At 42.4% G+C, this 23,786-nt stretch carries 17 protein-coding genes and 2 pseudogenes; 4 read left to right on the top strand and 15 right to left on the bottom strand.

The window, feature by feature from the left end:
* Positions 1-68 precede the first annotated feature (68 nt).
* From DOT_RS22310 to DOT_RS22300, 4 genes are all read right to left on the bottom strand, one after another.
* On the bottom strand, positions 69-1,121 hold the full coding sequence (locus DOT_RS22310; protein ID WP_009623782.1) for a fibronectin type III domain-containing protein: 1,053 nt from the start codon (positions 1,119-1,121) through the stop codon (positions 69-71).
* Positions 1,122-1,370: 249 nt separating this feature from the next.
* The gene (locus tag DOT_RS30760) at positions 1,371-1,547 is read right to left on the bottom strand and encodes a hypothetical protein (RefSeq protein ID WP_009623781.1); all 177 of its coding nucleotides are present in this window, start codon (positions 1,545-1,547) and stop codon (positions 1,371-1,373) included.
* Positions 1,548-2,044: 497 nt separating this feature from the next.
* Entirely contained in the window at positions 2,045-3,325 is a 1,281-nt protein-coding gene (gene serS / locus DOT_RS22305) for a serine--tRNA ligase (protein ID WP_009623780.1), read from the bottom strand.
* Positions 3,326-3,793: 468 nt separating this feature from the next.
* Positions 3,794-4,234: a YiiD C-terminal domain-containing protein gene (locus tag DOT_RS22300; RefSeq protein ID WP_040413224.1), complete on the bottom strand. Its 441-nt coding sequence runs from the start codon at positions 4,232-4,234 to the stop codon at positions 3,794-3,796.
* Positions 4,235-4,771: 537 nt separating this feature from the next.
* On the opposite strand from DOT_RS22300, the pseudogene DOT_RS29110 reads away from it, so the two are divergent.
* From DOT_RS29110 to DOT_RS22290, 3 genes and pseudogenes are all read left to right on the top strand, one after another.
* A pseudogene (locus tag DOT_RS29110) lies at positions 4,772-5,073 on the top strand (NifB/NifX family molybdenum-iron cluster-binding protein).
* A 57-nt stretch (positions 5,074-5,130) separates the two neighbouring features.
* A complete protein-coding gene (locus tag DOT_RS22295; protein ID WP_009623777.1) occupies positions 5,131-5,484 on the top strand; it encodes a CGGC domain-containing protein in 354 nt (117 codons plus the stop codon).
* A gap of 306 nt (positions 5,485-5,790) precedes the next feature.
* Positions 5,791-6,156, top strand: a complete 366-nt coding sequence (locus DOT_RS22290) for a hypothetical protein (protein WP_050809941.1) — start codon at positions 5,791-5,793, stop codon at positions 6,154-6,156.
* A gap of 643 nt (positions 6,157-6,799) precedes the next feature.
* Here DOT_RS22290 and DOT_RS22285 read toward each other — a convergent pair.
* Positions 6,800-8,683 (bottom strand): acyltransferase family protein, encoded by a 1,884-nt coding sequence (locus tag DOT_RS22285; protein ID WP_040413222.1) that lies wholly within the window; start codon positions 8,681-8,683, stop codon positions 6,800-6,802.
* Positions 8,684-9,080: 397 nt separating this feature from the next.
* Here DOT_RS22285 and katG point away from each other — a divergent pair.
* Positions 9,081-11,230: pseudogene (gene katG / locus DOT_RS22280) on the top strand (catalase/peroxidase HPI).
* Between the two features lie 485 nt (positions 11,231-11,715).
* Here the strand turns inward: katG and ligD are convergent.
* The 10 genes from ligD to DOT_RS22235 form a co-directional block, all read right to left on the bottom strand.
* On the bottom strand, positions 11,716-14,157 hold the full coding sequence (gene ligD, locus DOT_RS22275; RefSeq protein ID WP_009623767.1) for a DNA ligase D: 2,442 nt from the start codon (positions 14,155-14,157) through the stop codon (positions 11,716-11,718).
* Positions 14,158-14,562: 405 nt separating this feature from the next.
* Positions 14,563-14,718: a hypothetical protein gene (locus DOT_RS30750; protein ID WP_009623765.1), complete on the bottom strand. Its 156-nt coding sequence runs from the start codon at positions 14,716-14,718 to the stop codon at positions 14,563-14,565.
* A gap of 36 nt (positions 14,719-14,754) precedes the next feature.
* Positions 14,755-15,792: an ABC transporter ATP-binding protein gene (locus DOT_RS22270; RefSeq protein WP_009623764.1), complete on the bottom strand. Its 1,038-nt coding sequence runs from the start codon at positions 15,790-15,792 to the stop codon at positions 14,755-14,757.
* Positions 15,793-15,801: 9 nt separating this feature from the next.
* On the bottom strand, positions 15,802-16,809 hold the full coding sequence (locus DOT_RS22265; protein ID WP_009623763.1) for an ABC transporter substrate-binding protein: 1,008 nt from the start codon (positions 16,807-16,809) through the stop codon (positions 15,802-15,804).
* A gap of 42 nt (positions 16,810-16,851) precedes the next feature.
* Positions 16,852-17,640: an ABC transporter permease gene (locus DOT_RS22260; RefSeq protein ID WP_009623762.1), complete on the bottom strand. Its 789-nt coding sequence runs from the start codon at positions 17,638-17,640 to the stop codon at positions 16,852-16,854.
* A 10-nt stretch (positions 17,641-17,650) separates the two neighbouring features.
* Entirely contained in the window at positions 17,651-18,466 is an 816-nt protein-coding gene (locus tag DOT_RS22255) for a DUF169 domain-containing protein (protein WP_009623761.1), read from the bottom strand.
* A gap of 421 nt (positions 18,467-18,887) precedes the next feature.
* Positions 18,888-19,469, bottom strand: a complete 582-nt coding sequence (locus DOT_RS22250; RefSeq protein ID WP_009623760.1) for a DJ-1/PfpI family protein — start codon at positions 19,467-19,469, stop codon at positions 18,888-18,890.
* A 495-nt stretch (positions 19,470-19,964) separates the two neighbouring features.
* Positions 19,965-20,417 carry a hypothetical protein gene (locus tag DOT_RS22245; RefSeq protein WP_139024278.1) on the bottom strand — a complete coding sequence of 151 codons (453 nt, stop codon included), beginning with the start codon at positions 20,415-20,417 and terminating at the stop codon, positions 19,965-19,967.
* A gap of 221 nt (positions 20,418-20,638) precedes the next feature.
* Positions 20,639-21,514 carry a chromosome condensation regulator gene (locus tag DOT_RS22240; RefSeq protein WP_040413218.1) on the bottom strand — a complete coding sequence of 292 codons (876 nt, stop codon included), beginning with the start codon at positions 21,512-21,514 and terminating at the stop codon, positions 20,639-20,641.
* A gap of 1,574 nt (positions 21,515-23,088) precedes the next feature.
* Entirely contained in the window at positions 23,089-23,643 is a 555-nt protein-coding gene (locus DOT_RS22235) for a hypothetical protein (RefSeq protein ID WP_009623755.1), read from the bottom strand.
* Positions 23,644-23,786: the final 143 nt, after the last annotated feature.

Genomic DNA, 23,786 nt, shown 5'->3' with positions numbered 1-23,786 from the left:
GAACCTCCAAAACTCAATAATTTTAGTTTCGGAGGTTTCTGTATTCCATTAATAAATATTTATTGTTACTAGTCTTCAGTAGTTGCATGAACTGCAGGTGAGTAATTGCTTGTTCCAGAACTGTTTACAGCCTTTACTTTATAATAGTAGGTTGTATCATCAGACAAATCATCATCGGTATAACTTGTGGTTGTAACGGTATCAACTTTGGCGTAAGTTCCGAAAGAAGAAGTTGCTCTGTAAATATAATAGGCGGTTGCATCACTAACAGAATCCCAGTCTAGGTATATTTCGCTGGAACTTTTAACTGTAGCAGTAAGATCATCCGGTACGGACAGTTCATCAGACTCATCAGAAGTTGTTGCATGAACTGCAGATGAGTAATCACTTGTACCAGAACTGTTAACAGCCTTTACTTTATAATAGTAGGTTGTATTATCAGACAAATCATCATCGGTATAACTTGTGGTTGTAACGGTATCAACTTTGGTGTAAGTTCCGAAAGAAGAAGTTGCTCTGTAAATATAATAGGCGGTTGCATCACTAACAGAATCCCAGTCTAGGTATATTTCGCTGGAACTTTCAACTGTAGCGTAAAAGTTAGTTGGCACGGACAGAGAACTGTTAGATGTGCCTTCTACGAGTTGTGCTAGACGTTCAGTTAATTGGCTTTCCATTTCTATGGCTTGAGCTTCGGTAATAGTGCCAGCGGTAACTGCATCATCAATAGCATCCCCTAAACGTGCCTCGAGGTCTGACAACAGAGTGCTTTCATTAACACCGTAACTTTCAGCGATTTCAACCAAGGTATTGCCAGCTTGTAATTTACCAATAATGGTTTGTTCATCGACGCCTAGAATACTTGCCACTTGAGAAATGATGTGAAATTGAAATAACGATTGATGTTGCACCTGTTGTCCAACTCGTTGACCTGGCTTTTGATTCTGTTGTCCAAGTCGTCGACCAGGCTTTTGATCCTGTTGGCCAATTCGCTGACCCGGCTTTTGATTAGCTTGCATGGAAGCAGCATTTGCCACTGGAACATTTGACAGTATACCCCCAGCAAGTAAACATCCTACTGCTAAAACACTGACTAACATTTTTCTTCTTGGTTTGGACATTAATATATACCTCCTCTTCTAAATTATGGTTATATTAATAATACGTATTAATTATTCTGTTTAAGTGGGTGTATAAGGAGAAATATGTAAAACTCTAAAAGCCAGTTATTAAAATGTACAGGCCAAAGTTCTTTTTTCAAATAACGTCGATTTACTATAGTGTTTGTTTCGGAACTATTCCTATCAGTAAACGTCTAATTCTGGTAGCATAGTGCCAGACTTAGCATAACACTCCATAAGATCGAGTATTTAGATAGGGATGCACACCTGATTGTGAACTCCTAAAAAAACAAAATGCGTCGGCACGAGAACTTCTATCTTCTCAACCAACGCATTAAATATTTCATCGAACTCTTCAAGAAATGAATCCCTGCTGTTTATCGTCTCTACAATTTCGTCAAACCTTTGTTTCAACTCGTCCTTCATGTCGTTTACCCTATCATGCTCTAACCTTTTCTTTCGTACTACCGCTTTGGCACCACAGACATCCTTGCCCTAATTATGTAGATTTCGCACTGCCACACAACTTACTTTGATGTATAGGTGGTGTTCTAATGCCTTCTTTGAAATATATTGCCACATTGACCGCAAAACACCTTCAACGTAGGTTATTGGAACACAACGATGCTCTCTGTATCGTATATTCCTTTTTATTTGCCAGATCTTATATGTAAAAAACCAGAAACACCTTAAACGCTCCAGCTGATATATATGTAATTCAAGGGGACCTCCCCTCCCCTCTACAAACCGACTTCGAAGGGGCTACCCACATCTCGGATACAGCATCGTGCTCTTCGAGCACAATCTTAGCATAAACCACCCAACGCTCCCGGCAGGTGATTTGTCTTCGGGGGGTTGTCTGACGTTGCCGTGTTACATAGTCCAAAAACTTGCCTGAATTTGTTATCCACTCATGGACGGACCTATCCGATAACATTCTTTCCACCCATATACATTTTGAGCGGCTTGGGGATTGTTACTGTACCGTTTGAATTCAAGTTGTTCTCTAGAAATGCTATCAGCATACGTGGTGGCGCAACAACTGTATTGTTAAGCGTATGCGCAAAATAGTTTCCACGTTCTTTATTCCTAACACGAACACCGAGACGCCGTGCTTGAGCATCACCTAAATTAGAACAGCTTCCAACTTCAAAATACTTTTGTTGCCGAGGCGACCATGCTTCCACATCGACACTCTTTACTTTCAAGTCTGCCAAGTCGCCTGAACAACACTCCAATGTACGTACTGGAATATCCAATGAGCGAAAAAAGTCGACCGTATTTTTATATAGCTTGCTAAACCACTGGGCACTTTCTTCTGGCCTGCAAACTACGATCATCTCTTGCTTTTCAAATTGATGGGTTCGATATATGCCTCGTTCTTCAATACCGTGAGCACCGACTTCTTTGCGGAAACAAGGTGAATAGCTGGTTAAAGCTTGCGGGAGTTGTACCTCATCTAAAATTGTATCAATATATTTACCAATCATAGAATGTTCACTTGTTCCGATTAGGTATAAATCCTCTCCTTCAATTTTATACATCATGTTTTCCATTTCAGAAAAACTCATTACCCCAGTTACTATATTGCTACGAATCATAAATGGCGGAACGTAGTAGGTAAATCCCCTGTCAATCATAAAATCGCGCGCATAGGAGAGAATTGCAGAATGTAGACGTGCAATATCACCACAAAGATAATAAAAACCATTTCCACTGGTTTTTCTAGCATTTTCGAGATCAATGCCCTGTAATTTTTCAATAATGTCAATATGGTAAGGAACCTCAAAATTAGGCACCGCAGGTTCTCCGAAACGTTCAAGCTCAACGTTTTCACTATCATCCTTACCAATTGGCACTGACGGGTCAATGATGTTTGGAATAACCAGCATTCTTTCACGGATTTGAGCTGTAAGGTTGTCTTCCATCTCTTTTAACTTCGAAAGTTCGTGTGCAATGCTCGCAACCTTCGCTTTTCTTTGTTCGGCCTCCTCTTTTTGACCTTTGGATAATAAGGCACCAATTTCTTTACTAAGAGAATTTCGCTGGTTTCTTAAAACATCACATCTGAACTTTGCGTCCCGGATTTGTCGATCCAGTTCGATCACTTCATCAACCAGCACTAACTTATGTTCTTGGAATTTTTTTCTGATATTTTCTTTTACAACTTCTGGATTTGTCCGAAATAACTTCATGTCTAACATTCAATCATTTCCTTCCTCTTACGCTACTTATCCGGTGATTTTGCATGAAAAAATATAATCCTTCCGCCCCATGTTATTCACATGGGACGGAAGGATCCGCGTTGCCACCCAAATTGTCAGCCAATGAGCCGACCACTCGAACGTGCTATAAAGGGCACAGACCTTCGGTTCATCACCGAGAGCTCCAAAAGTGGAAAGGCTTAACCTCTCGTCGGTTCGCAGCAACCACCGATTCTCTGTAGAGATTAATAAGCCATAGCTTTTATCATCACTAACTACTCATTTTCAGTTTTTTGACTTCTGTGAATTGAAGTTATTATATTTGGTTTGCTAGAGGTTTACAAGAGAAAATCTTATTTCTGTGAAAACTTATTTCTTTCTGTATTAGAGCTCGTACCACAGACACCTTGAAAGCCAACCGCCGCCCCTAGAATACGCTCTCATGAAAAAGTCATAAGACACTTATAGCTATCTAAACACTACATACTGTCCTTCAAGTTTTGATAATAGTTTATTTTCATCTTTGCAATATACATTTAACTTTATTCGAGCACGACTGAACTTGTTGAAGGTCAGTCGCAACTTTTCTATGTCCTGTTTATTATCTATATTGCACTCTGCTACGAAGTCCTTTTCAATAGGAAATAAGTATTCAATATTGCTCCTTTGGATTACAATATGCGAATTTGGAGCAAATTCCTTCACATTTGCAAAGACAACTCCCCAGCCACACAGGGTCATCAAACTATTAATACTACCGGCAAACGCAGTACACTTGTGATTGAAGTTGGGTTCTAGCCTAGCCAGCATTTTTACACTATATGGGTTGAACTTAATGACCTCAAACCTCATTTTCTCAGTTATAGGTATTTGTTCATACAAAAATTGTTGAAATGCTAATTCGTCCATAACTTCCCTCCAACTTAAAATAACCAACAATACTCATCAGCATCTACATCTTCCTTAATACTTCGCTAGGGCACTAATTTTTATCCTTGTATTTTATGCTGTTTAGTGGAATTAGTACCAGGTACTAATTCCACTACTCTGATTTTACCATACTTTACATATTTATCAATACCCTCGTTTGTGAATATATTACCTAGTCGGTGTTACCTATGCTCCCCAAAAACTCCAGGATGCCTTCAGTAAATCGCTTGTTCTCAAACATGAAAAAGTAGTAATTCACCACATGTCATTCCTTCTAAATCAATAGGCCGGATTGTTTCCTATTCATCCATTGTCATAGCAATAATTTCGCTATTTATCTCCCCGGCGTTAATTGGTCCAAATAATTGTTTTCCGGTAAACGACATACCTTTTTGCATTTTCTAGGTCTTGGCATTTTTTAACCCTCTGATGATTTAGTTATTGACATATGACCTTTATGGATTTATTATGGTCATATGTCAACAACATTAGAAGTATATTGGTGGAGTTATTAGTATCAAAATTGCATTACCTTCGCGCCAGAATCTTATTGATGATCATTTTGGGCATTGTGAATATTTCACTATTTTCACGGTTGACAACAATAACAAAGAAATAGTTGATCAGGAATTGGTGTGAAAGTTATGCTAGCAGGCAATATGGGTGAGGGAGCAGTGTGGGGTATAAACAACTCAGCGTTAAAAGTATTACGTGGATGTTCCGGAGATGTTAAGACGGTCGCTCTTAAATGGCTTGCAGGATCACTTACTGACTCAGGTGACTCTTGCCACGATCATGAGCATGGTTGCCAAAGCTAAAGAAACATCTCCTTGTAAAATATATTTCGTAATAAATAATAAAGGGGGATTAAATTAATGGCTAATATCTTAATTGTTTCCTGTACTAAAATTCGTGATGTAAGTTGTATTGCTTGCCTAAAGTGCTTTAAAGCCGCTGCGCTTAAAGAGGGTGAATTTGCAAAATACGACTCCGTTCAGATTATGGGTCTCAGTGGTTGTGGCGATTGCCCTGGCTTAGTTATGCCTAAAGTCGGCCTAGTTATGGAAATGGCTGATTATTTGATGCAGGATATAGATGCTATTCATATTGGAACCTGTGTAGTCAAGGCCAAAACCACTGCCGCCTGTCCCATTGACCTTGACGGGATTAAAGCCAAACTGGAAGGAAAATTCGGTAAGCCAGTAGTTATAGGTACACATAATTATTAATAATTAACTGGGGTACTGTTTTCCTTTTACATTGTATCTGTTAAGTCATTGATACAATTATTGAAAATAGATCATGGACTAGGTTAAACCTTTCGAATTAATCCTAACAATCATACAGTAATATTTTCGTCCACCCTCAGCCACCTCTTCAACTCAAAAACAAAATGCGCTGGTGTGAGAATTTCCATCTTCTCAACCAACGCATTAATTATTTCTTCATCATACTATAAGGCCAAAACATAATCAGCTATTGAAAAAGCAGGTGCTGGAATAATTGATCAGTTTTAAGTGGGGGTGGGAGACTTTTTGCGCCATGTTAATATTAGTACTGTTTTACAGCAATATTTAAGCATATTTTCTTATCGCCCACCCATTTTATTTCATTTATTGTTCGAAGAGCATAGCATTTTGGCGAACACCTATTCACTGATACTTGAACAACTTGGTAAACAGTTTTCAAATAAGTTAAACCCTTTTAACCTGTGCCCGGAGTCTATTATTTTTTGGTTCTCGGTTCCTCCTTACAGTGCCATTGGCATTACAATTTTAGGTCTTGACCAGGTTGAAGTGTTTTGGCGGCAGCAAATTGAGCCCAATGAAACAGTCTTTGTGTCGTTCAAGATACAAGAATTCAAGCCGCCTTTCCCGCTTACGTTACTTGTTATGTCTTAACTACAAAGGGAAAACTAAGTTGACAAATGATGAAGAAAAGCGACTATATTATGAAAGACCGCTTCTACTATGGATTTATTGCAGAGATAATAGGAGGTTTTTTTTCAATCAATAGATCTAATAAATTTTCCCCAGCTGGGTTTACTAGTCATGGACCGGATGCGCTCAGACAATCAGTGCTTGTATTATAAGTTCTCTAGATTATAAGTTCTCTAGATTTTAAATCCTCTAACTTCTTTGTCTAACTCATTTGCTATTTCCCTTAATTTTTCAGCTGCTTGAGCGATTTCTTCCATCGTAGAGGTTTGTTCTTCAGCAGACGCAGAAGCTTCTTCCGTTGCAGAAGCGGTGCTTTCGGATATTCCTGAAATATTCTTAACCAGTTATTAACAGCATCGGAAATAGCAAGGGTATACTCGAAATATTGTAATTGCTGAATACGTCCAGATCTAATTTGTAGCACCGCTCCAGTGGTTACCAGAGCGGTGTCTCACCATCCCTATCTAATAAAAATTATACTAGGGGTAGCACCAAGATTTTTGACAAGACATATGCTAATACAATTAATTCCAATTATTATATGAAGCGACGCAAACATACCTTTGCGTCGCTTTTTGCATAGGAAACTGGTCAACAGTTAACATTAGGTTTTTATATAACACGATTTTTTTCCCGGTTGATATGAGCTCAAGGCTTCGATCAGTATTTCTCCGTAGGCTTCCACCCCCGTCTGAGTCAGATGAACACCGTCCGAATAAAAGTAATCGTCATGGCCGCTGCTGACCGAATGCCAATCGATCAGCTTAGTCTTGGGGTAAGACTCCGCCACTTTGGTCAGCTTCTCATTCACCACCGTTTCCCAAGGCCTAGGGACACGGGTATTCACCAGCACGATCTCCGCTGTTCCTTGCAGGGAGTTCAGGGTCTCTGTTAACTGTTTTTCTGTAAACGAACCGTTTGTTCCTAATTCAATAATTATGATTTTCCCCAACTTACCTTCTTCCCGTAGCCTGGAAATGACCTCCGGTGCCTGATACATCTGTCTGCCAATTTGGGCGTCGATTACAATCCCGGGTAGGCGTTTTTGCAGAACAGGGTCGACATTAATCATTAAGGAATCTCCAATGACCGTAATTTCATCTCCCTTAATATCACTCTTCTTATCTGCCGCAGCAGGTTCCCCCTTGACAGCACTATCTTCCTTGCCCTTCCCTGGAGTTTGAGCTTGAGCTTGTTCTGCATTCACCTGGCTCTCCGCTAAAGCTTTTGCCGAAATTTGCGTGCCTTCATCGGGAGTCACAAGCAACAGCAAAAACATCAACCCTATACTGAAGGTGATTTTGGCGCTGTGGGCCAATGGCCTTTGCCACCACTGACGGGCCGACCTCCGCCTCCGCACTCGTTTCCGTCGTCCGTAGCGGATCGGGTCCTCGATCAGGTAACGGGACAGGGCAGCGAGGATAATGCTTAGGGCAATTTGCCAGAGTGTGCGGGAAAGGTTAAAGCCTTCCGTATTCACCATCGGATTGGTCAGAATGATGACTGGGTAATGCCACAAGTAGATCCCATAGGAACACTCTCCCAGCCAGCGCAAGGGTCCCCATCCGAAGAACCGCCCCAGATAGCTGGCCGGGTGGGCCAGAACTGCCACCAGACAAGCCCCCGCCACCGAGAAGAGCAAAAGTCCGCCCTGGTAGAGAGAAGTCTGGTATTGACTGGTTTTTCCGATCATCAAAAGGACCACCAATAACCCCAGACTTCCTGCCCCATCCAGCGCCAGTCTCTTTTTGCCGGACAGGTCCGGGTTCATCTTCCTGCCGGGCCATACCATGGCCAGAACAGCCCCCACGAGCAAAGAAAAAGCACGGGTATCCGTTCCATAATAGACCCGGCTGGGATCATGACCCGGTATATAAAGCAGCGCCATGGCTGCAGCTGAAATCAAGGCGACAGCAGTTGTGCCTCCGATCAGCCATTTGCGCTTCCGGAAACAGCGCAGCCCCCATCCCAAGAGCAGGGGCCAGAAGAGATAAAATTGTTCTTCTACTGCTAAAGACCAGAGGTGACCCAGGGGAGACGGCGGACCGAAGCTTTCAAAATAGGATATCTGATGGAAGACCAGATACCAGTTACTGATATAGAATACCGCAGCCAGGACTTCCTGCTTCAAGGCCGCCAGGCGTTCCGGAACCCAAAGCATCCCCCAGAGCATCACCCCTGCGAGCATCAAAAAAAGGGCCGGCAACAGCCGCCTAGCCCGGCGCAGCCAGAAATCTTTCAAATCAATCGCTCCGGAGTGCTCCCATTGCTTAAGCAGAATATTGGTGATCAAATAGCCGGACAGCACAAAGAAGAGGCTTACCCCTAAAAGCCCTCCCGGCGCCCAGGTCAGATTGAGATGGTAAGCAATCACGGCAAAGACCGCCAAGGCTCTCAATCCGTCCAATCCGGGCATATAGCCACTGGAATCCGCCCGCAATCTCCTTTGGTGTAAATTCGATTGATTCGTTTTCTTGCTGCAATTCATATTACCTTCACTCTCCACTTGTGCCTGGCTTCAGATTTTTCTCATCATGCCATAGCTATTCCTTTCTTTTCACCTTACCAAGTTTTGAGTTTCAGTGCTTTACAAAATATTTAAAATTCCTTACGAAAAAGTAAAGATTCGCGAATTGTGGCAGATCGAGAGCTTTTCCGTATCTAAAAACAGATTCTTTGCCAATTCCGGTTTACCACTTAATCTGTCTTCAACTTTTTCAAAAAGATGGCAAATTTACTTACTTGTTCATCCTGCTCTTTTTTATTGCAAGCCATGCTATTTAACTATATAATGAATGAATTATAATAATTACATTTTGCACTATTTTACCAAAGCGGGGGTTTTGCGGCGATCTAAAAAATTATTTTGTAGGGGAGGAAATTTTATGGGAGAAAACAGCAAATGCCCGGTAACCGGCAGCATGAGAACTACCAATGCAGGCGGTGGCACTACGAACAGGGACTGGTGGCCGAACCAGTTGAATCTCAAGATTCTTCATCAGAACTCAAACTTGAGTAATCCGCTGGACTCAGGGTTCAACTACGCTGAAGAATTCAAGAAGCTTGATCTGGAAGCTCTGAAAAAGGACCTCTATGCGTTGATGACCGACTCCCAGGATTGGTGGCCTGCCGATTACGGTCACTATGGGCCGCTCTTCATTCGGATGGCGTGGCATAGCGCAGGTACATACCGTATGGGCGACGGACGCGGCGGTGCGGGGAGCGGTTACCCAACGTTTTGCCCCCCTCAACAGCTGGCCGGACAATGTGAACCTGGACAAGGCACGCCGTCTGCTCTGGCCGATCAAGCAGAAATATGGCCAAAAGATCTCCTGGGCCGACCTGATGATCCTCGCCGGCAACTGCGCCATCGAGTCCATGGGACTGAAGACCTTTGGTTTCGCCGGCGGGCGCGAGGACGTTTGGGAGGCGGAAGAGGACATTTATTGGGGCTCTGAGGCCGAGTGGCTTGGCGACAAACGCTACTCCGGCGAGCGGGACCTCGAAAATCCCCTGGCTGCTGTGCAGATGGGTCTGATCTACGTGAACCCGGAAGGACCGAACGGCAACCCTGATCCCGTCGCCTCCGGCCATGACGTTCGAGAGACCGTCGCCCTCGTCGCCGGCGGACATACCTTCGGCAAATGCCATGGTGCGGGGGACCCAGCCCTTGTCGGTCCGGAGCCTGAAGCCGCCGGCCTCGAGGAGCAGGGTCTCGGCTGGAAGGGCAGCTTCGGCAGCGGTAAGGGCGGCGATACCATCGGCAGCGGCATCGAGGGTGCCTGGAAACCGAACCCGACCAAATGGGACATGGGTTATCTTAAGGTGCTGTTCAAATACGAGTGGGAACTGGTCAAAAGCCCCGCCGGCGCGCATCAGTGGCTGGCCAAGGATGTGGCCGAAGAGGACATGGTGGTTGACGCCCACGATCCCTCGAAGAAGCACCGGCCGATGATGACCACGGCGGATCTCTCCCTGCGCTACGACCCGATCTACGCACCGATTGCCCGGCGCTACCAGCAAAACCCCGTGCTTCGCCCGGGCCTGGTTCAAGCTGACCCATCGGGACATGGGGCCGCGTTCGCGCTATCTCGGTCCTGAAGTTCCTGCGGAAGAACTGATCTGGCAGGACCCGGTGCCCGCAGTGAATTATGAATTGATTGACGAACAGGATAGCGCAGATCTCAAGGGCAAAATCCTGGCTTCCGGCCTTTCCGTCTCCCAGCTTGTCTCAACCGCCTGGGCTTCGGCCTCCGCCTTCCGCGGCTCCGATAAACGGGGCGGGGCCAACGGAGCACGCCTTCGTCTTGCCCCACAGAAGGATTGGGAAGTCAATCAGCCAACTCAACTGAATACTGTGCTTTCGGTCCTGGAAACGATCCACTGGTCGTTCAACAGTTCACAGACAGGTCAAAAGAAAGTTTCTCTCGCCGACTTGATCGTCCTGGGTGGCTGTGCGGGTATCGAGCAAGCCGCTAAGAATGCCGGTCACCCTGTGGTCGTTCCCTTTAGTCCGAGCCGCACGGACGCATCCCAGGAGCAGACTGAGGTGCATGCCTTCGAGGTACTCGAACCCAAAGCCGATGGTTTCCGCAACTACCTGAAAGCCAAATTTTCCGTATCGGCTGAGGAAATGCTGGTTGATCGTGCCCAACAGTTGACCTTGACCGCTCCGGAAATGACGGTTCTGCTTGGCGGCCTGCGCGTCTTGAATGCCAATTACGAACAGTCTCCCCACGGCGTCTTCACCAAGCAGCCGGAAACCCTCACGAATGACTTCTTCGTGAATCTTCTCGACATGAACACGACATGGAAGGCGACATCTGAAGACAAAGACGTGTACGAGGGCCGTGATCGCGCAACAGGTGAACTCAAATGGACCGGCACCCGGGTTGATCTCATCTTCGGTTCCAATTCCCAGCTCCGGGCCCTCGCGGAAGTCTATGCCTGCGGCGACTCTCAGGATAAGTTCTTACAGGACTTCGTGTCTGCCTGGAACAAGGTGATGAACGCAGATCGTTTCGACCTTGCCTGAATCAGAGCATAGACAAGAAATTAAAGGTTAAATAGCCCATCTTGCAATGATTATCTGTAATTGTCCAACCAAAAACGACTTAAAAAGGGACGGCAACTGCTGTCCCCTTTTTATTTCAGAATTGAATTTCAGAATATGTTTTGTTACACTTTAACCAATCAGTTTAATGTGGAGGGATTACGTGTGTTGATTTTTTCCCGCTAAAGAAAGTATGCAAATCATTGCACTTCTTTGCTCTGCCTGTTGGATTTTTGTTTTTAGTCGAGTCAACAGTGCTTTGACTTGCATAGGCAATTGCAGTGGCACCGAGGCAGGTGTTCCTTATCACGAAATCCATCACAAACAATGGATAGCTTGATCAGTGTCCTCGTTATTGCCAGAAAACTCTGAATTCATTCCTCCTGAAAGAAGATACTGGAATATAATATATTCAAGCTCTGAAAAAACAAAATAGAGGGGGAGTTCTTGTGTTTTCATTGCAACCTTCATTGAAGCTGTTGATTATTCCGAAAAAAATCGTTCCAGGGATCGTTGCCGCCGATCCTCCGGAGCGCCTCCGCCATATTGACCCCGTCAGGAGCCACCGTGTCCAGTTCATCCCAGGTGATAGGCATGGACACTCCGGCCCCTTTTCTCGCTCTTATAGAATAAGGGGCAATGCTGGTAGCGCCTCTGCCGTTGCGAATCCAGTCGATGAAGATCTTGTTGGTGCGCTTGGCCTTTCTCACATTGCTTGTGTAGCAGTCAGGCCACTTCTGCTCCATAACTTGGGCAACGCGCCTGGCAAAATCGTGAAACCCATCCCAGGCAACAGCAGGTTTTAAAGGGACGACCACATGGTAGCCTTTGCCGCCGCTGGTCTTGAGGTAGGAGTTCAGGGAAAGCTCGGCAAGAATAGCTTTCACATCCCGCACGCCCTGGCGTACCCTGCTCAGATCCATTCCTTCATCCGGATCCAGATCAAATACCATCAGATCAGGCTTTTCCAGCTGGTCCACGCGGCTTCCCCAGATATGAAATTCCAGCGTGCCCATTTGCGCTTCGGCGATCAGTCCGGATGGGTTCTCAATATAGAAGTAGTCTTCCGTTTCTCCGTCACCGGTGGAAATAGGCATGGTTACAATTCCTTTGCTTCCCGGACCGGGATGCTTCTTATAGAAGCAGGTCTGGGAGATGCCCTTGGGACAGCGCACAATGCTGAGGATCCGGTGGCTCACATAGGGCAGCATGCGCTCTGCTACCTGGGCGTAATACCGGATCACATCCGCTTTGGTGATTTCCGGGTCGGCAAAAATCACCTTGTCCGGGTTGCTGATCTTGATTCCTTCGATGATGATACTGTTGGCGTTTGCTTTCATGGGTCTCTCCGCTTCTTTAGCGGATGATTGAGGCTGTATTTCGTCATCTGCTTTTTCCCTTTTTATATCCTTAGGATTCTTATCCCTCCGCAAGCCTTTGAAGCTGGCCTGCCTTAACAAATTGTCTTCGGTCCATTCAGCAAATTTAATTTCCGCCACCAGTTCAGGTTCAAGCCAGGTGATCTTTTCATTAGACCTGGGCTTGGGCGCGAATTGAAAAGAGGGCTCCATTCTCTTTATGCACGCAAATTTTCCCTCCAGCTCTTTCATGGTGGATTCGCTCAGGCCGGTGCCGGCACGTCCGGCATAGACTAATTCACCGCCTTCATAGACGCCAAGGAGCAGGGAACTTATCCCGCTCGTTTTTTTATTGGAAATGGCATAGCCACCGATCACAAATTCCTGCCTTTGATCGCATTTAAGTTTGATCCAGTCGGCGTTTCTTGTTCCGCTGTAAATGGAATCAGCTTTTTTACCGACGATCCCTTCCATGCCTGCCGCACAGGCTGCAGCGAAACTTTCTTTGCCGTTTCCACTGATATGCCGGCTGTAGTGGAGGTTTTGGGGGGCATCCTTCAGCAAAGTTTCAAGGTTTTCCTTCCTGTCAATCAGGCGGTGTCCCCGGAGGTCCGCCCCATCCAGAGCCAGGAGATCAAAGACGATATAGGTCAGATTTTTGGCCTGGGGCTTTTTCAGATAGTTCTGCAGAGCCTGAAAATCCGTCTTGCCCGCTTCATCCGTGATGGCCATTTCGCCATCCAGAATCATCGCCCTTCCCTTAGCCCAATCCATGAGGGAAGAGGCCACATCCGGGAACCGCGTTGTATAATCATTGCCGTTCCTGGTGATAAGCCGGACGCTGTTGCCTTCACTATAAGCCAATATCCTGTAACCGTCGTATTTCAACTCATAAAGCCAATCCTTACCCTCAGGAACCGTATTGACTAATTTGGCAAGCTGCACGCCGGTGCTGCTGAAGGGGTTGTGCGTGATCCTTTCCTCTTCCCCTTCTTCAATTTCCGTCATGGTGCGTCCGGTTCTGATGCTGGTAGTAAAATCGGAAATCCCGTTGCCAGTATTAGCATACTCGTCTTTTTCCTTAAGCAAAAGCCAGTTTTCCTGCTTCTCGCCAGCTTTCCCTCTCAAGCGTACCAGAGCCCACTTGCCTTTAAGCCTGCGTCCGTTCAGAACAAATTTCAGCATCCCTGCACGGAGTCCGTCCTCCACATCCCCAGAGGGTTCCCAGCCGCCTTCATCCCAGAGCATAACCACACCGCCGCCATATTCCCCTTTGGGAATTGTCCCCTCAAAGTTCCTGTATTCCAAAGGATGCTCCTCTACCCGTACGGCAAGCCTCTTGTCCCGGGTATCATAGGAAGGGCCCTTGGGCACTGCCCAGCTCAAGAGGGCTCCGTCCCATTCCAGACGGAAATCGTAGTGATCTCTGCGGGCTATATGGTGTTGCACGACAAACCCTAGACCTGCTTCGGCCATTTCTGTCATGCCTTCCGGTTCTAAGGTTCTTGCAAAATTCCTTTTCTGGTTATATTCGTTGAGTTTTGCATTCATATAATTAAGCCGGTTCCTTCCCTTTTTTGGCCTTCTCCACACTGCTTTAAGGGCCTCCATGAGGTCGATCACTTTGCCGGCACTCGGGTTCCGAGGCGACCCCCTTGCAACAGTGGGCACAGGTCTTCTTAAATCGGATGTGGCCATTGTCTTCCTTAAAAGTCTAAATTACAATATATCAGTAATCTATTTGAATCTCATGGAAAGATGTGCGGTTCGCGAAAACTAAATTAATCATGCTACAAACTAAAAGCACACCTATTAAGATGCGCTTGAGCATTTTAACTTATTCTGTTATCTCTTTCTCTGTTTTTTAGAGAGTAATTAAACGCTAAGATTTTGCCATTAGACTCTTCAATCGAGCTAATAACATTCATTAGGATTCCCTCAACAAAAGTCTTTTCTTCAATTGTTCATATTCGATGCATAGTTATCTAATAAAGGTGTACCTTTTTGAAATATATTTTCACTTTCTCTTGCTCTCTCATAAACTGATCCGCTATCTCTATAGCCATATGCTCTTTCCCACCACTGTCGCAGTAAGACAGCCCCTTTTTTCACGGTCTGTGGGATGCCTGAGCATCCCCTTAATTGTTTTTAAACGCTATCGAAGAAGATTATCAGCTCTTTATCAATTGACAAATATACCTCGCTATTTCTAGCGAACTGATTGTTGACTTCAAACAAAGTATCGACATCGATAAGATTCCCATTAACCAATATTGTATAACGAATAATATTACCCTGAGGGATAATGCGCTTGACGATTCCTTTAACGTAATAATTATTTTCGGTATGTTTTGTGTTCTCCTGCAAAGTCATCCCAATATTCTCAGGACGAATTGCATAGAAACCTTTCTTAACATGCTCACTTGCAGTTACTTGTTGAAATACTTCGTGGGATAATAGATTGCAATGCCCCATGAAACTTGCGGCAAAAGTTGTCTCGGGATTTAAGTATAAATCCATTGGCGAACCCATCTGTCCAACTTTGCCATTGTTAATTAAATATATCCGATCAGACATCCGCATGGCTTCTTCCTGATCATGGGTTACAAAGATAGTTGTCATACCTAATTCATGATGAATTTCCTTAATTTTTATCTGCAGAGCTTTTCTGAGTTTGGCATCTATTGCACTAAACGGTTCATCCAAAAGTAAGACTTTGGATTTGGTCACAATGCTTCTTGCTAAGGCTACTCGTTGCTGCTCACCGCCCGATAATTGTCCGGGGTACTTATTTTCACTTCTCACAAGATCAACCATTTCCAGGGCATTGGCAACCCTTCTTTTAATCTCTGCTTGCTCAAGCTTCTGCATTTTTAACCCAAAGGCAATATTTTTTGCGACTGTCATAGTCGGGAATAAACTATACTGCTGAAAAATCATATTAAGATTTCTTTCTTTGGGCAAAGCATAAGTAATATCTCTGTTGTCCAAAAAAATCTTACCACTATCTACTCTTACTAAGCCCGCCAAACAGCGCAGCAATGTAGTTTTCCCACAACCGGAAGGACCTAACAAGGTAATAAACTCGCCCTGCTCAATGGAAATATTGATATTATCTAAGACCTTTCTGTCATCAAAAGATTTTTCAATGTTTTCAAATCTTATATAGCACATAGCTTTTTCCATCTTTAAAAGTTATTTGATTGCCTTAACAAATTGCATATCAATAATTTGATTATAAGGGATTGCTGCTTTTATTACGCCAGTGTTGATAGCGAAGTTTTCAACAGCTGTTTGGGATTCTTCAGAAATATAGCCAGTTTTGGTGATACTACCTTTTAAGATTGCTATTTTCTTAGCTAAAACATCTTCTGTCATCCCTTGAAATAAAGGTGAAATCAATTTAGCCACTTCTTCTGCACTATGTTCATTAATCCATTTGGTACCTTTGTTTACTGCATTAACAAAGCCTTGAACGGTTTTAGGGTTTTTAGCAGCAAACTCGCCTGTAGTAGCAATAATCTCTCCGGTAAAAATATCTGCTTTTAAATATTTGTCCGCATCGCTGGGCTTGGACGTATCTACCAACATATGGACATCCATATGTTGGATCTCCACTCTGTTGTCTACATTAATATAACTCGCTTTGATTTTTCCTTGACTTAAGGCTGACATCGAAGCACTGTAATCCATATTAACAAAGGTAACATCTTTTTGTGGGTCTAAACCGCCTTCTCTAAGGATTGCAGAGACAAAAGAGTAAGGCGCTGACCCTGGCATGCCTGCAAAAACTACTTGACCTTTAAGGTCTTTCACACTTTTAACATCCTTAGCGCCAACAAAGCCATAAAGTCTGGTATCTAAAACTGTATAAATGATTGAAGAATTTAAGCCTTCTTGTTCTGCCTTCAGAACTGGCTCCTGTGACAATAAACAAAATTGGGAATCTCCGCCGTGCATACCCTGGAAGGCAATTGGTCCATCTTTATATAAGGCGAATTCAGGAGCTATGCCTTCTTCCTGAAAATAGCCATTTTGATAAGCGACATAAACTGCAGACCAACTTAAATTTCTGAACTCCGAAATAACTACCTTTGTTAAATCCTGATTCGCTGTTTTAGTCGCTGTTTCTTTTGTGCCACATCCGATCAAAAGCGTTACTGACATAACCATTATGAGCATCATTGCGATAAATCTTTTCATTTCTTTTTCTCCTTTAAATATATTTGTTATTTTACGACAAAATTACCTTTCCGTACTCATCGATAAATTGGTTTCCACCTTCCAGCGCAGTGCAAATTCCTCAACTTTATCCAAGCACCGATTTAATACAATGCCTACTATCAACAAGATGGTGATACAGGACATAACTCTACGAACCATAAAGAAGGAGGTCGCATAGGTTACCATCCAGCCAAAGCCACCGGCAGCACCCATATACTCACCTATAATTGCACCTACCATACATGCTCCTACCCCAGCACGGATACCCGAAAGAATCCAGGGCAAGCTAGCTGGTAATACTACGTACCACAAAGTTTGGAGGGAATTAGCACCTAAGATATGGGCGGACTCAACTAAATTTTGTTCGATGTTTTTGATAGCATTATAAGTGGAAAAAAACACGCAAAAGAACACCATTAAACCTGCCAAAAAAACCTTGGAAGTTAACCCTAGCCCAAACCATAAAACATATACTGGGGCTAATGCCAGCTGAGGAATACCATTAATTGCCGTCAAAATCGGGGTAAAGATTTTTCCAAGGGTTACAAACTGACCAAATAGCACTCCTAACAAGATTCCGAAGATTGTTCCATACAACAAACCTAGGAGTGATTCTTTCAATGTAATTGAGGTATGATAGACTAAATCCCCACTTTTTGCAAAAATTATGAGATCTTTAAGAATTTCACTGGGATAACTTGTGAAAAATGGATTATACAATTTACTTTTCGCAGACAACTCCCATAAGGCTAGAAACCCACACACTAGCAAAGTTTGAATGGCTATAATCAAGAATCGCTTTTTATCCATAAGCCTCCGATCAATTAGCCTCCCTTCTTTGCTTTTGCTTTTGTTTTTGTCTTTCTAATCTCAAATAATAAGGGTCATCAAAACTTATTTCCGAAGCAGCATAACCCAACTTGACTAGCTTAGCTTGGATAACCTTTTTACGCTCATTCATTTCAACCGCACTGACGGTTAAACGGACTCCTTCAATTACCTTCCCAAACTTTTCAAAAGGAATTCCTACTGCTACTTCAGTATTTAGCCATTTTGCTAAAAATCTGGTCCCTGAGCAAAAAACTGAAAAATTTATTTGATTTGTCATTAAGGGATAAGAGGTGCATTCCACACAAACTGCTTGATTCCCCAACATATTAAAATTCGGTAGTATGCCGTAGACATAGGAATACCCTTGTATGACGCGCATAATCTGATAACTATCGCCCACCATCAAAACAACATCCGGGTCTATCTCAAATTGGTCCAGTGGTTTAATAATGACACCATATGTATCAGGAGGACAAAATTTCATTTGCTTGGCAACACTTGCAGCAATTTCGGGCGATGCATATAAACCTAAGTCACAACCATCTTGACCATTAAAAAAACTTTCTGTAGGTAGAGTTAAGCCGAGAGCTCTCGTACTTCCTCCACACCCTGAAAATTCTTTGGTCATTTTTAGGGCAATCCCATTTGTTGCATGCTTAACCGCTACACAATAAGCAAGCGGATAGGTCAATTCTTTGGCTTGAATTTGCTCGAATTCAGTTTTAGACTTAACTATCTTAATCCCAACTATTTGCCTGTCCAGATTTAATAATGCATAGGCCTTTTCAACATCGGCTTCGTTCATCACACTATTTTTCTCCTGATTTCTATTTAATGATATTTGGAATTCCATTAGTAATTATATCAAACCCCCCAATTTTCAGTCAATACAATATAATTTTTTTATTATTTTTATTCATAATTTTTTTATTATAATTAATCGTTTGGAGTTAATTGGTTATCCTGGAATATGAGCGAACAGCTACTGAGAGAAGTTAATCAAAGTATAAAACAAATCATTAATATTCACTCCTGACTAATGCTTCTATTCCAGAAGATCCTCAAAATCGTTTATCCCTAAAACAAAAAAATATCCGCAAAGTTAGCACATCATGCTGCCAACCCTGCGGATGTTTTTGTCTGATTGATATTATTTTTTGATGTTATTTCATTATTATTTTATATAACTGGTTTCGCCCAACTCCTCATATCCAAACAGATAACCCTTATGAAAAGCCCATTGCTTTTTTAACTACTTCCGTCTGTTCTTTGGATGTCAATAACTCCAATAGTTTGAATGCAACACCTGATGCAGTTTCCGGACAATAAGATGTAATAATATTCTTATCTATTACAATGGGTTCATTAACTACATCCACTAAAAATTCTGCCAATTGCTTTTGACGATACCCATCATTCAAATGGTAGGTTGTAGCTTTACGATTCTTCAACACCCCACTCTTCCCCAAAGGTAAGGCTGCAACACAAATCGTTGCAATTATTTTTCCCTTAATATCAAATTCCCTAATGAGATTTAAGAACTTCTCATCATATGCTTCTTCATAAAATCCATAATCTTCAAATCCACCTGGAATTGCTAATGCATCATATTCATCAACATTTATTTCATCTATTATCCTATCTACTAATATAGGGATATTAAAAGTACTCATAACTTCTTTCTTAAATCCACAAGTTTCAACTTGTACATCAGATCCATAATCATTTCTTGCCCATCCTAATACATCTACAAAGACACTAAATTCCATCGTTTCAAATCCTTTTGCTAATAGTAATAGTGTTTTCATACCATTCTCCTTCGTGTTATATAAATCTTTGCTTCACAACTTCCAACAAATATGCTATATTGAATATTTTGGTGTGGCAGAGCCACCAGTAAGTTCGCCTATCATCCCTATTTTTGTATCGGTGTCTTGCTCTCACAAATTCTTTAAGAGTATGTTTATAATTGTTTATAATTATATGCTATTCTTCCGGATGAAGCTTTTGAAGGACCGTAGCAAACTGAGGAAAGTTGATTTCGTATTATACTCTTTAAGTGGTCTGAAAAATCATCTATATGACATATAGCATATTTATCTTCTTTAAGAAATCTTATTCCAGGTATTACAGGTGCTGAGGTGATTTTTTCTTCCCACTAAACCATAAAACGACAATAATTGCAAATCACACATCCACCTGAATATCTTTCACACGAAATATTAGAAAGGATGTGACTTATATACTGCACTCAAATAGTCAGGCAGTTAATTTTTTGCCCCGCTAAGCATGCAGCGGTAGCCCTATGATGACCATCCAATAATGCTGAGAAAAAACCATCCATAATACTTATTATCATTACAACTCCAAAAGAAACTCCCTTCTCCATCGGTAGGTGACATTTCAATTCTTGAAATCATATAAAGGCCATTTTCTAATAACGCTAGAAGCGGACTAAGCTTATCAAAGACTTCATTTATATCACTTTGAGTTTGTTGAGATTCTTTTACACTTTGTATCAACGAATTGTCGATATTCTGAAGTCCATAGCCATTCTTAATTAGTTTTTCGCACGTTGGACAATAATAATTATCTGAGCATAATGCCATAAGCGGCTTGCCATTTAATAAAAGTGAAAAGGTTACTTTCTCTCTCTCAGATAGAGTTTGCGTTTTAAGTTTTCCCACCCCTTTCTGAACATATATTAAGAGAGCATCACTACCCCAAACGGTATGAGTTTTATCAATTGTTTCCAAATTTACGACTCTTTCTTTGAATAAAGATATCATTTAATACACCCCAAGTTAACATAACTGCACATTAACCTATATTGGGTCACGAATAAGAATAACTGAAAGATAATGGGTTAGAGCCATTGTTTGTATAGTACCAATACAAATTAAGGTTTCACTATCCAGGAGACCCTACTATATTGCATTTACTTAACGGCGCATGGCTTTCATTATTATATGTATTATTAATATTGAAAACTAATTGCCGGCAGTTGGATGCCACGCCAACCGCTTACATCGCATTGGCCATATTCATTATCACCCACAGCAACCACCGTGCCGTCCGATTTAAGGCCGAGAGTATGAGCACAACCCGCTGCAACCGCCACAATATCACACCAGCCACTTACATGGCATTGGCCATGCTCATTCCAACCCACAGCTGCCACGGTACCGTCCGATTTAAGGCCGATGGTATGATGACTACCCGCCGTTATCGCCACAATACCGCGCCAGCCGCTTACATCGCATTCTCCTTCCTTATTGCGACCAACAGCCACCACCGTTCCGTCCGATTTAAGTCCAACAGTATGAAGGTAACCCGCCTCAAGCGCCACAATATCGCGCCAGCCGCTTACCTTGCATTGTTGATACCGATTATTACCCACAGCCGTCACCGTTCCGTCCAATTTAAGACCGATGGTATGCCAGTCACCCGCAGCGACCGCCACAATATCATGCCAGCTGCTTACATTGCATTCACCTTCATTATTTCGCCCCACAGCAACCACCGTGCCATCCGATTTAAGCCCAATGGTGCGACGCCAACCCGCCGCAACCGCTATAATATCGCGCCAGTCGTTTACATCGCATTGGCCATGCTTATTCCAACCAACAGCCGCCACAGTACCGTCAGATTTAAGACCGATTGTATGAGCATTACCCGTGTTCGTCGCCATATGAACATTACCAGCCGCGATTGCCACAATATCGCACCAACCGCTTACATCACATTGGCCATAATTATTATCACCTACAGCCGTCACCGTTCCGTCAGATTTAAGACCAACGGTATGACGACGACCCACAGCTATGGTATCTTTGTCTTTATATAAGTCCATTCCACTACCTCCAGTGCGCATGGTTCCAATTATCCTACTATTATCCTACTAACTATATCTTAGCCTAAGCTTATCCAATATCCCGGTTATATACAAACAGTTAAGTAAAATAATCCCCACAGGTCAGTTTCCTGTGAGGATCACTTCAGAAATATGTAACATTTAGGAAAGCATTATCTTTTCACAAAACAAAAATTTATGAGTATTGCCACAATTAATTGTATCAATTATTGAGTACTTAATTGTCTAATAACTCAACTATTGATACAAATTAACGATACACTCCGCTTTTGATAAAGGGGGTGCATATGTGTTTTTGGGGGTGCATTAAATTCCTCAATTTTCTTGACACAGTTAACCGCAATCTCTGAGCAGAAGCACCGTCTTAACGTGCTTCGTCCGGACACAATGTCGTAAAGTGTCTCAGCAGAAAACACAGTGAGACTGAAGTATGTCGCTTTAGAAAACTCTTGACAAATTCAGTTGATAGACGATGTTGATATAGCAAATGTAACAGATAGTCTTTGACAATTGAAGACTTTGCTGGCTATTTTTTTACGATAAATTGATGTTAAATCCGAATAAAAAGTATTGACTTGGAGTTAACTCCAATTGATAAAGTATGACGTAAAGGTAAATCAATGATTTATACGAAAGCGATAAGAAGTAATCTTATTGAAGGAGTCATTAAATAATGCATATAACTGAAACAGGGGGTCGTTTTACCTAAAATCAAATACTATTTGGCAAAACACCCATTATTTCCGCGCAATTGTTTATTTCTGTGTAAAAGTACGACCCCTAAAACAAAAAGTTCCCTCAAAACAGCTGTCCTAGGGAACATAAAACACACTATCAAATTATCCCAAAACCCTGAAAACCGCTGATACCAGCAGCTATACCCGCTCTATCACCACGACTGTCTCCACGTGCCCTGTCTCTGAAATATAAATCTTCTCTAACTATAATACCTCAACGTTCCATTACCACCGATACGCCACCCCGGCGGTGGCTACGCCATGGCTGGATGCACTATTTCTCCATGTTAGAGATACTAGTGACCTAGATATATAAATACGTATCTGTTAACACAGACAGAAACCCCAGCGGGGTTTACCTGCCAATACAAACTCCCACAATTTGTGACAGGCAGTTAATCTAATAAACTCCACTCAGAACAACCGATAAAAAACGCTCCCGAAGTTCCTAATCTTGAATAAGTGCTTTACTAATTTCATGTTGTTCAATATTCCTTAACGGAAGTGACTCACTGGGCGTAGAATTGTGCGGTTGAAGAAAAAGCTCCCACCAACCGTCATCATGCTTATCGTTCAAGTTTAAATCCAACATTTTTAAAGTGACCTATCTTATTAAATCCAAAATACTCGTGTATTCCAACGCTCACTTCATTTGGTAAACAGATCGCTGCGTAAGCATTATGGTAACCTTGAAGCTTTAAGATTGAAAGTAATGCAGTATACAACTTTTTACCGATTGCTTGATGACACAAAGAAGCAATTATTTAAAAATTACACAAATACACACTATATAATGAATAATAAACCTTCTACATACTAATTCTTTAATTTGTAGTGCATTAGATTAAATCCTTCTAATTTTACCTTAATCTGTTTACTCGAATTAAATATTTCTTTATTTACATTAAACCCATAATTATAAGTGCTACCTCCACCACCCCATGAACCGTGTATTGATTGACCGTTTTCGTTTACTGCCTGAAATTTTGTATTTGCATCAGAATAAAGCCTATTACCGTTTAAATCAGGTTCTTGCAAACTGCGAAACGTAAAGCATGTGCCTTCTTGTTTGTCCCAGTTATTATCGAAAGACCAGCTTATCCAGTACTCATCCCCCATATCTTTTAAAGGTTCCAAATATACTTCAGAATCATACTTTTTCATTAGAAGTTTGCGTTGTCCTAATTCACTTTGTTTTATGTAGTTGTTGGGAATAATTATAAAGTCTAAGACGTCGGCTGCCTTAGAGGTAGTTGCGGTATATAGCAAAGTGTTTGAAACGATTCTCCTTTCAATACTCTCCGCACTCGGGCTTGTAATTAAAATAAAACTAATTATTATTAAAGTAGTAATTGCAAATAATTTCTTCAAACTCACCCCACCTGACGTAATTATTAAAAATAATTCTCTTTAAACCCCTAATACTCCAGGCATCCCAATGGAAGCATCGAGAATCTGTGAACAGAGACTAATATCACAAAGCATTACAGATAATCCTTCCTTCTTAAACTTAG

This window comes from Desulfosporosinus sp. OT (assembly GCF_000224515.1).
Lineage (GTDB): Bacteria > Bacillota > Desulfitobacteriia > Desulfitobacteriales > Desulfitobacteriaceae > Desulfosporosinus.
This window is presented reverse-complemented; position numbering and strand designations above follow the sequence as displayed.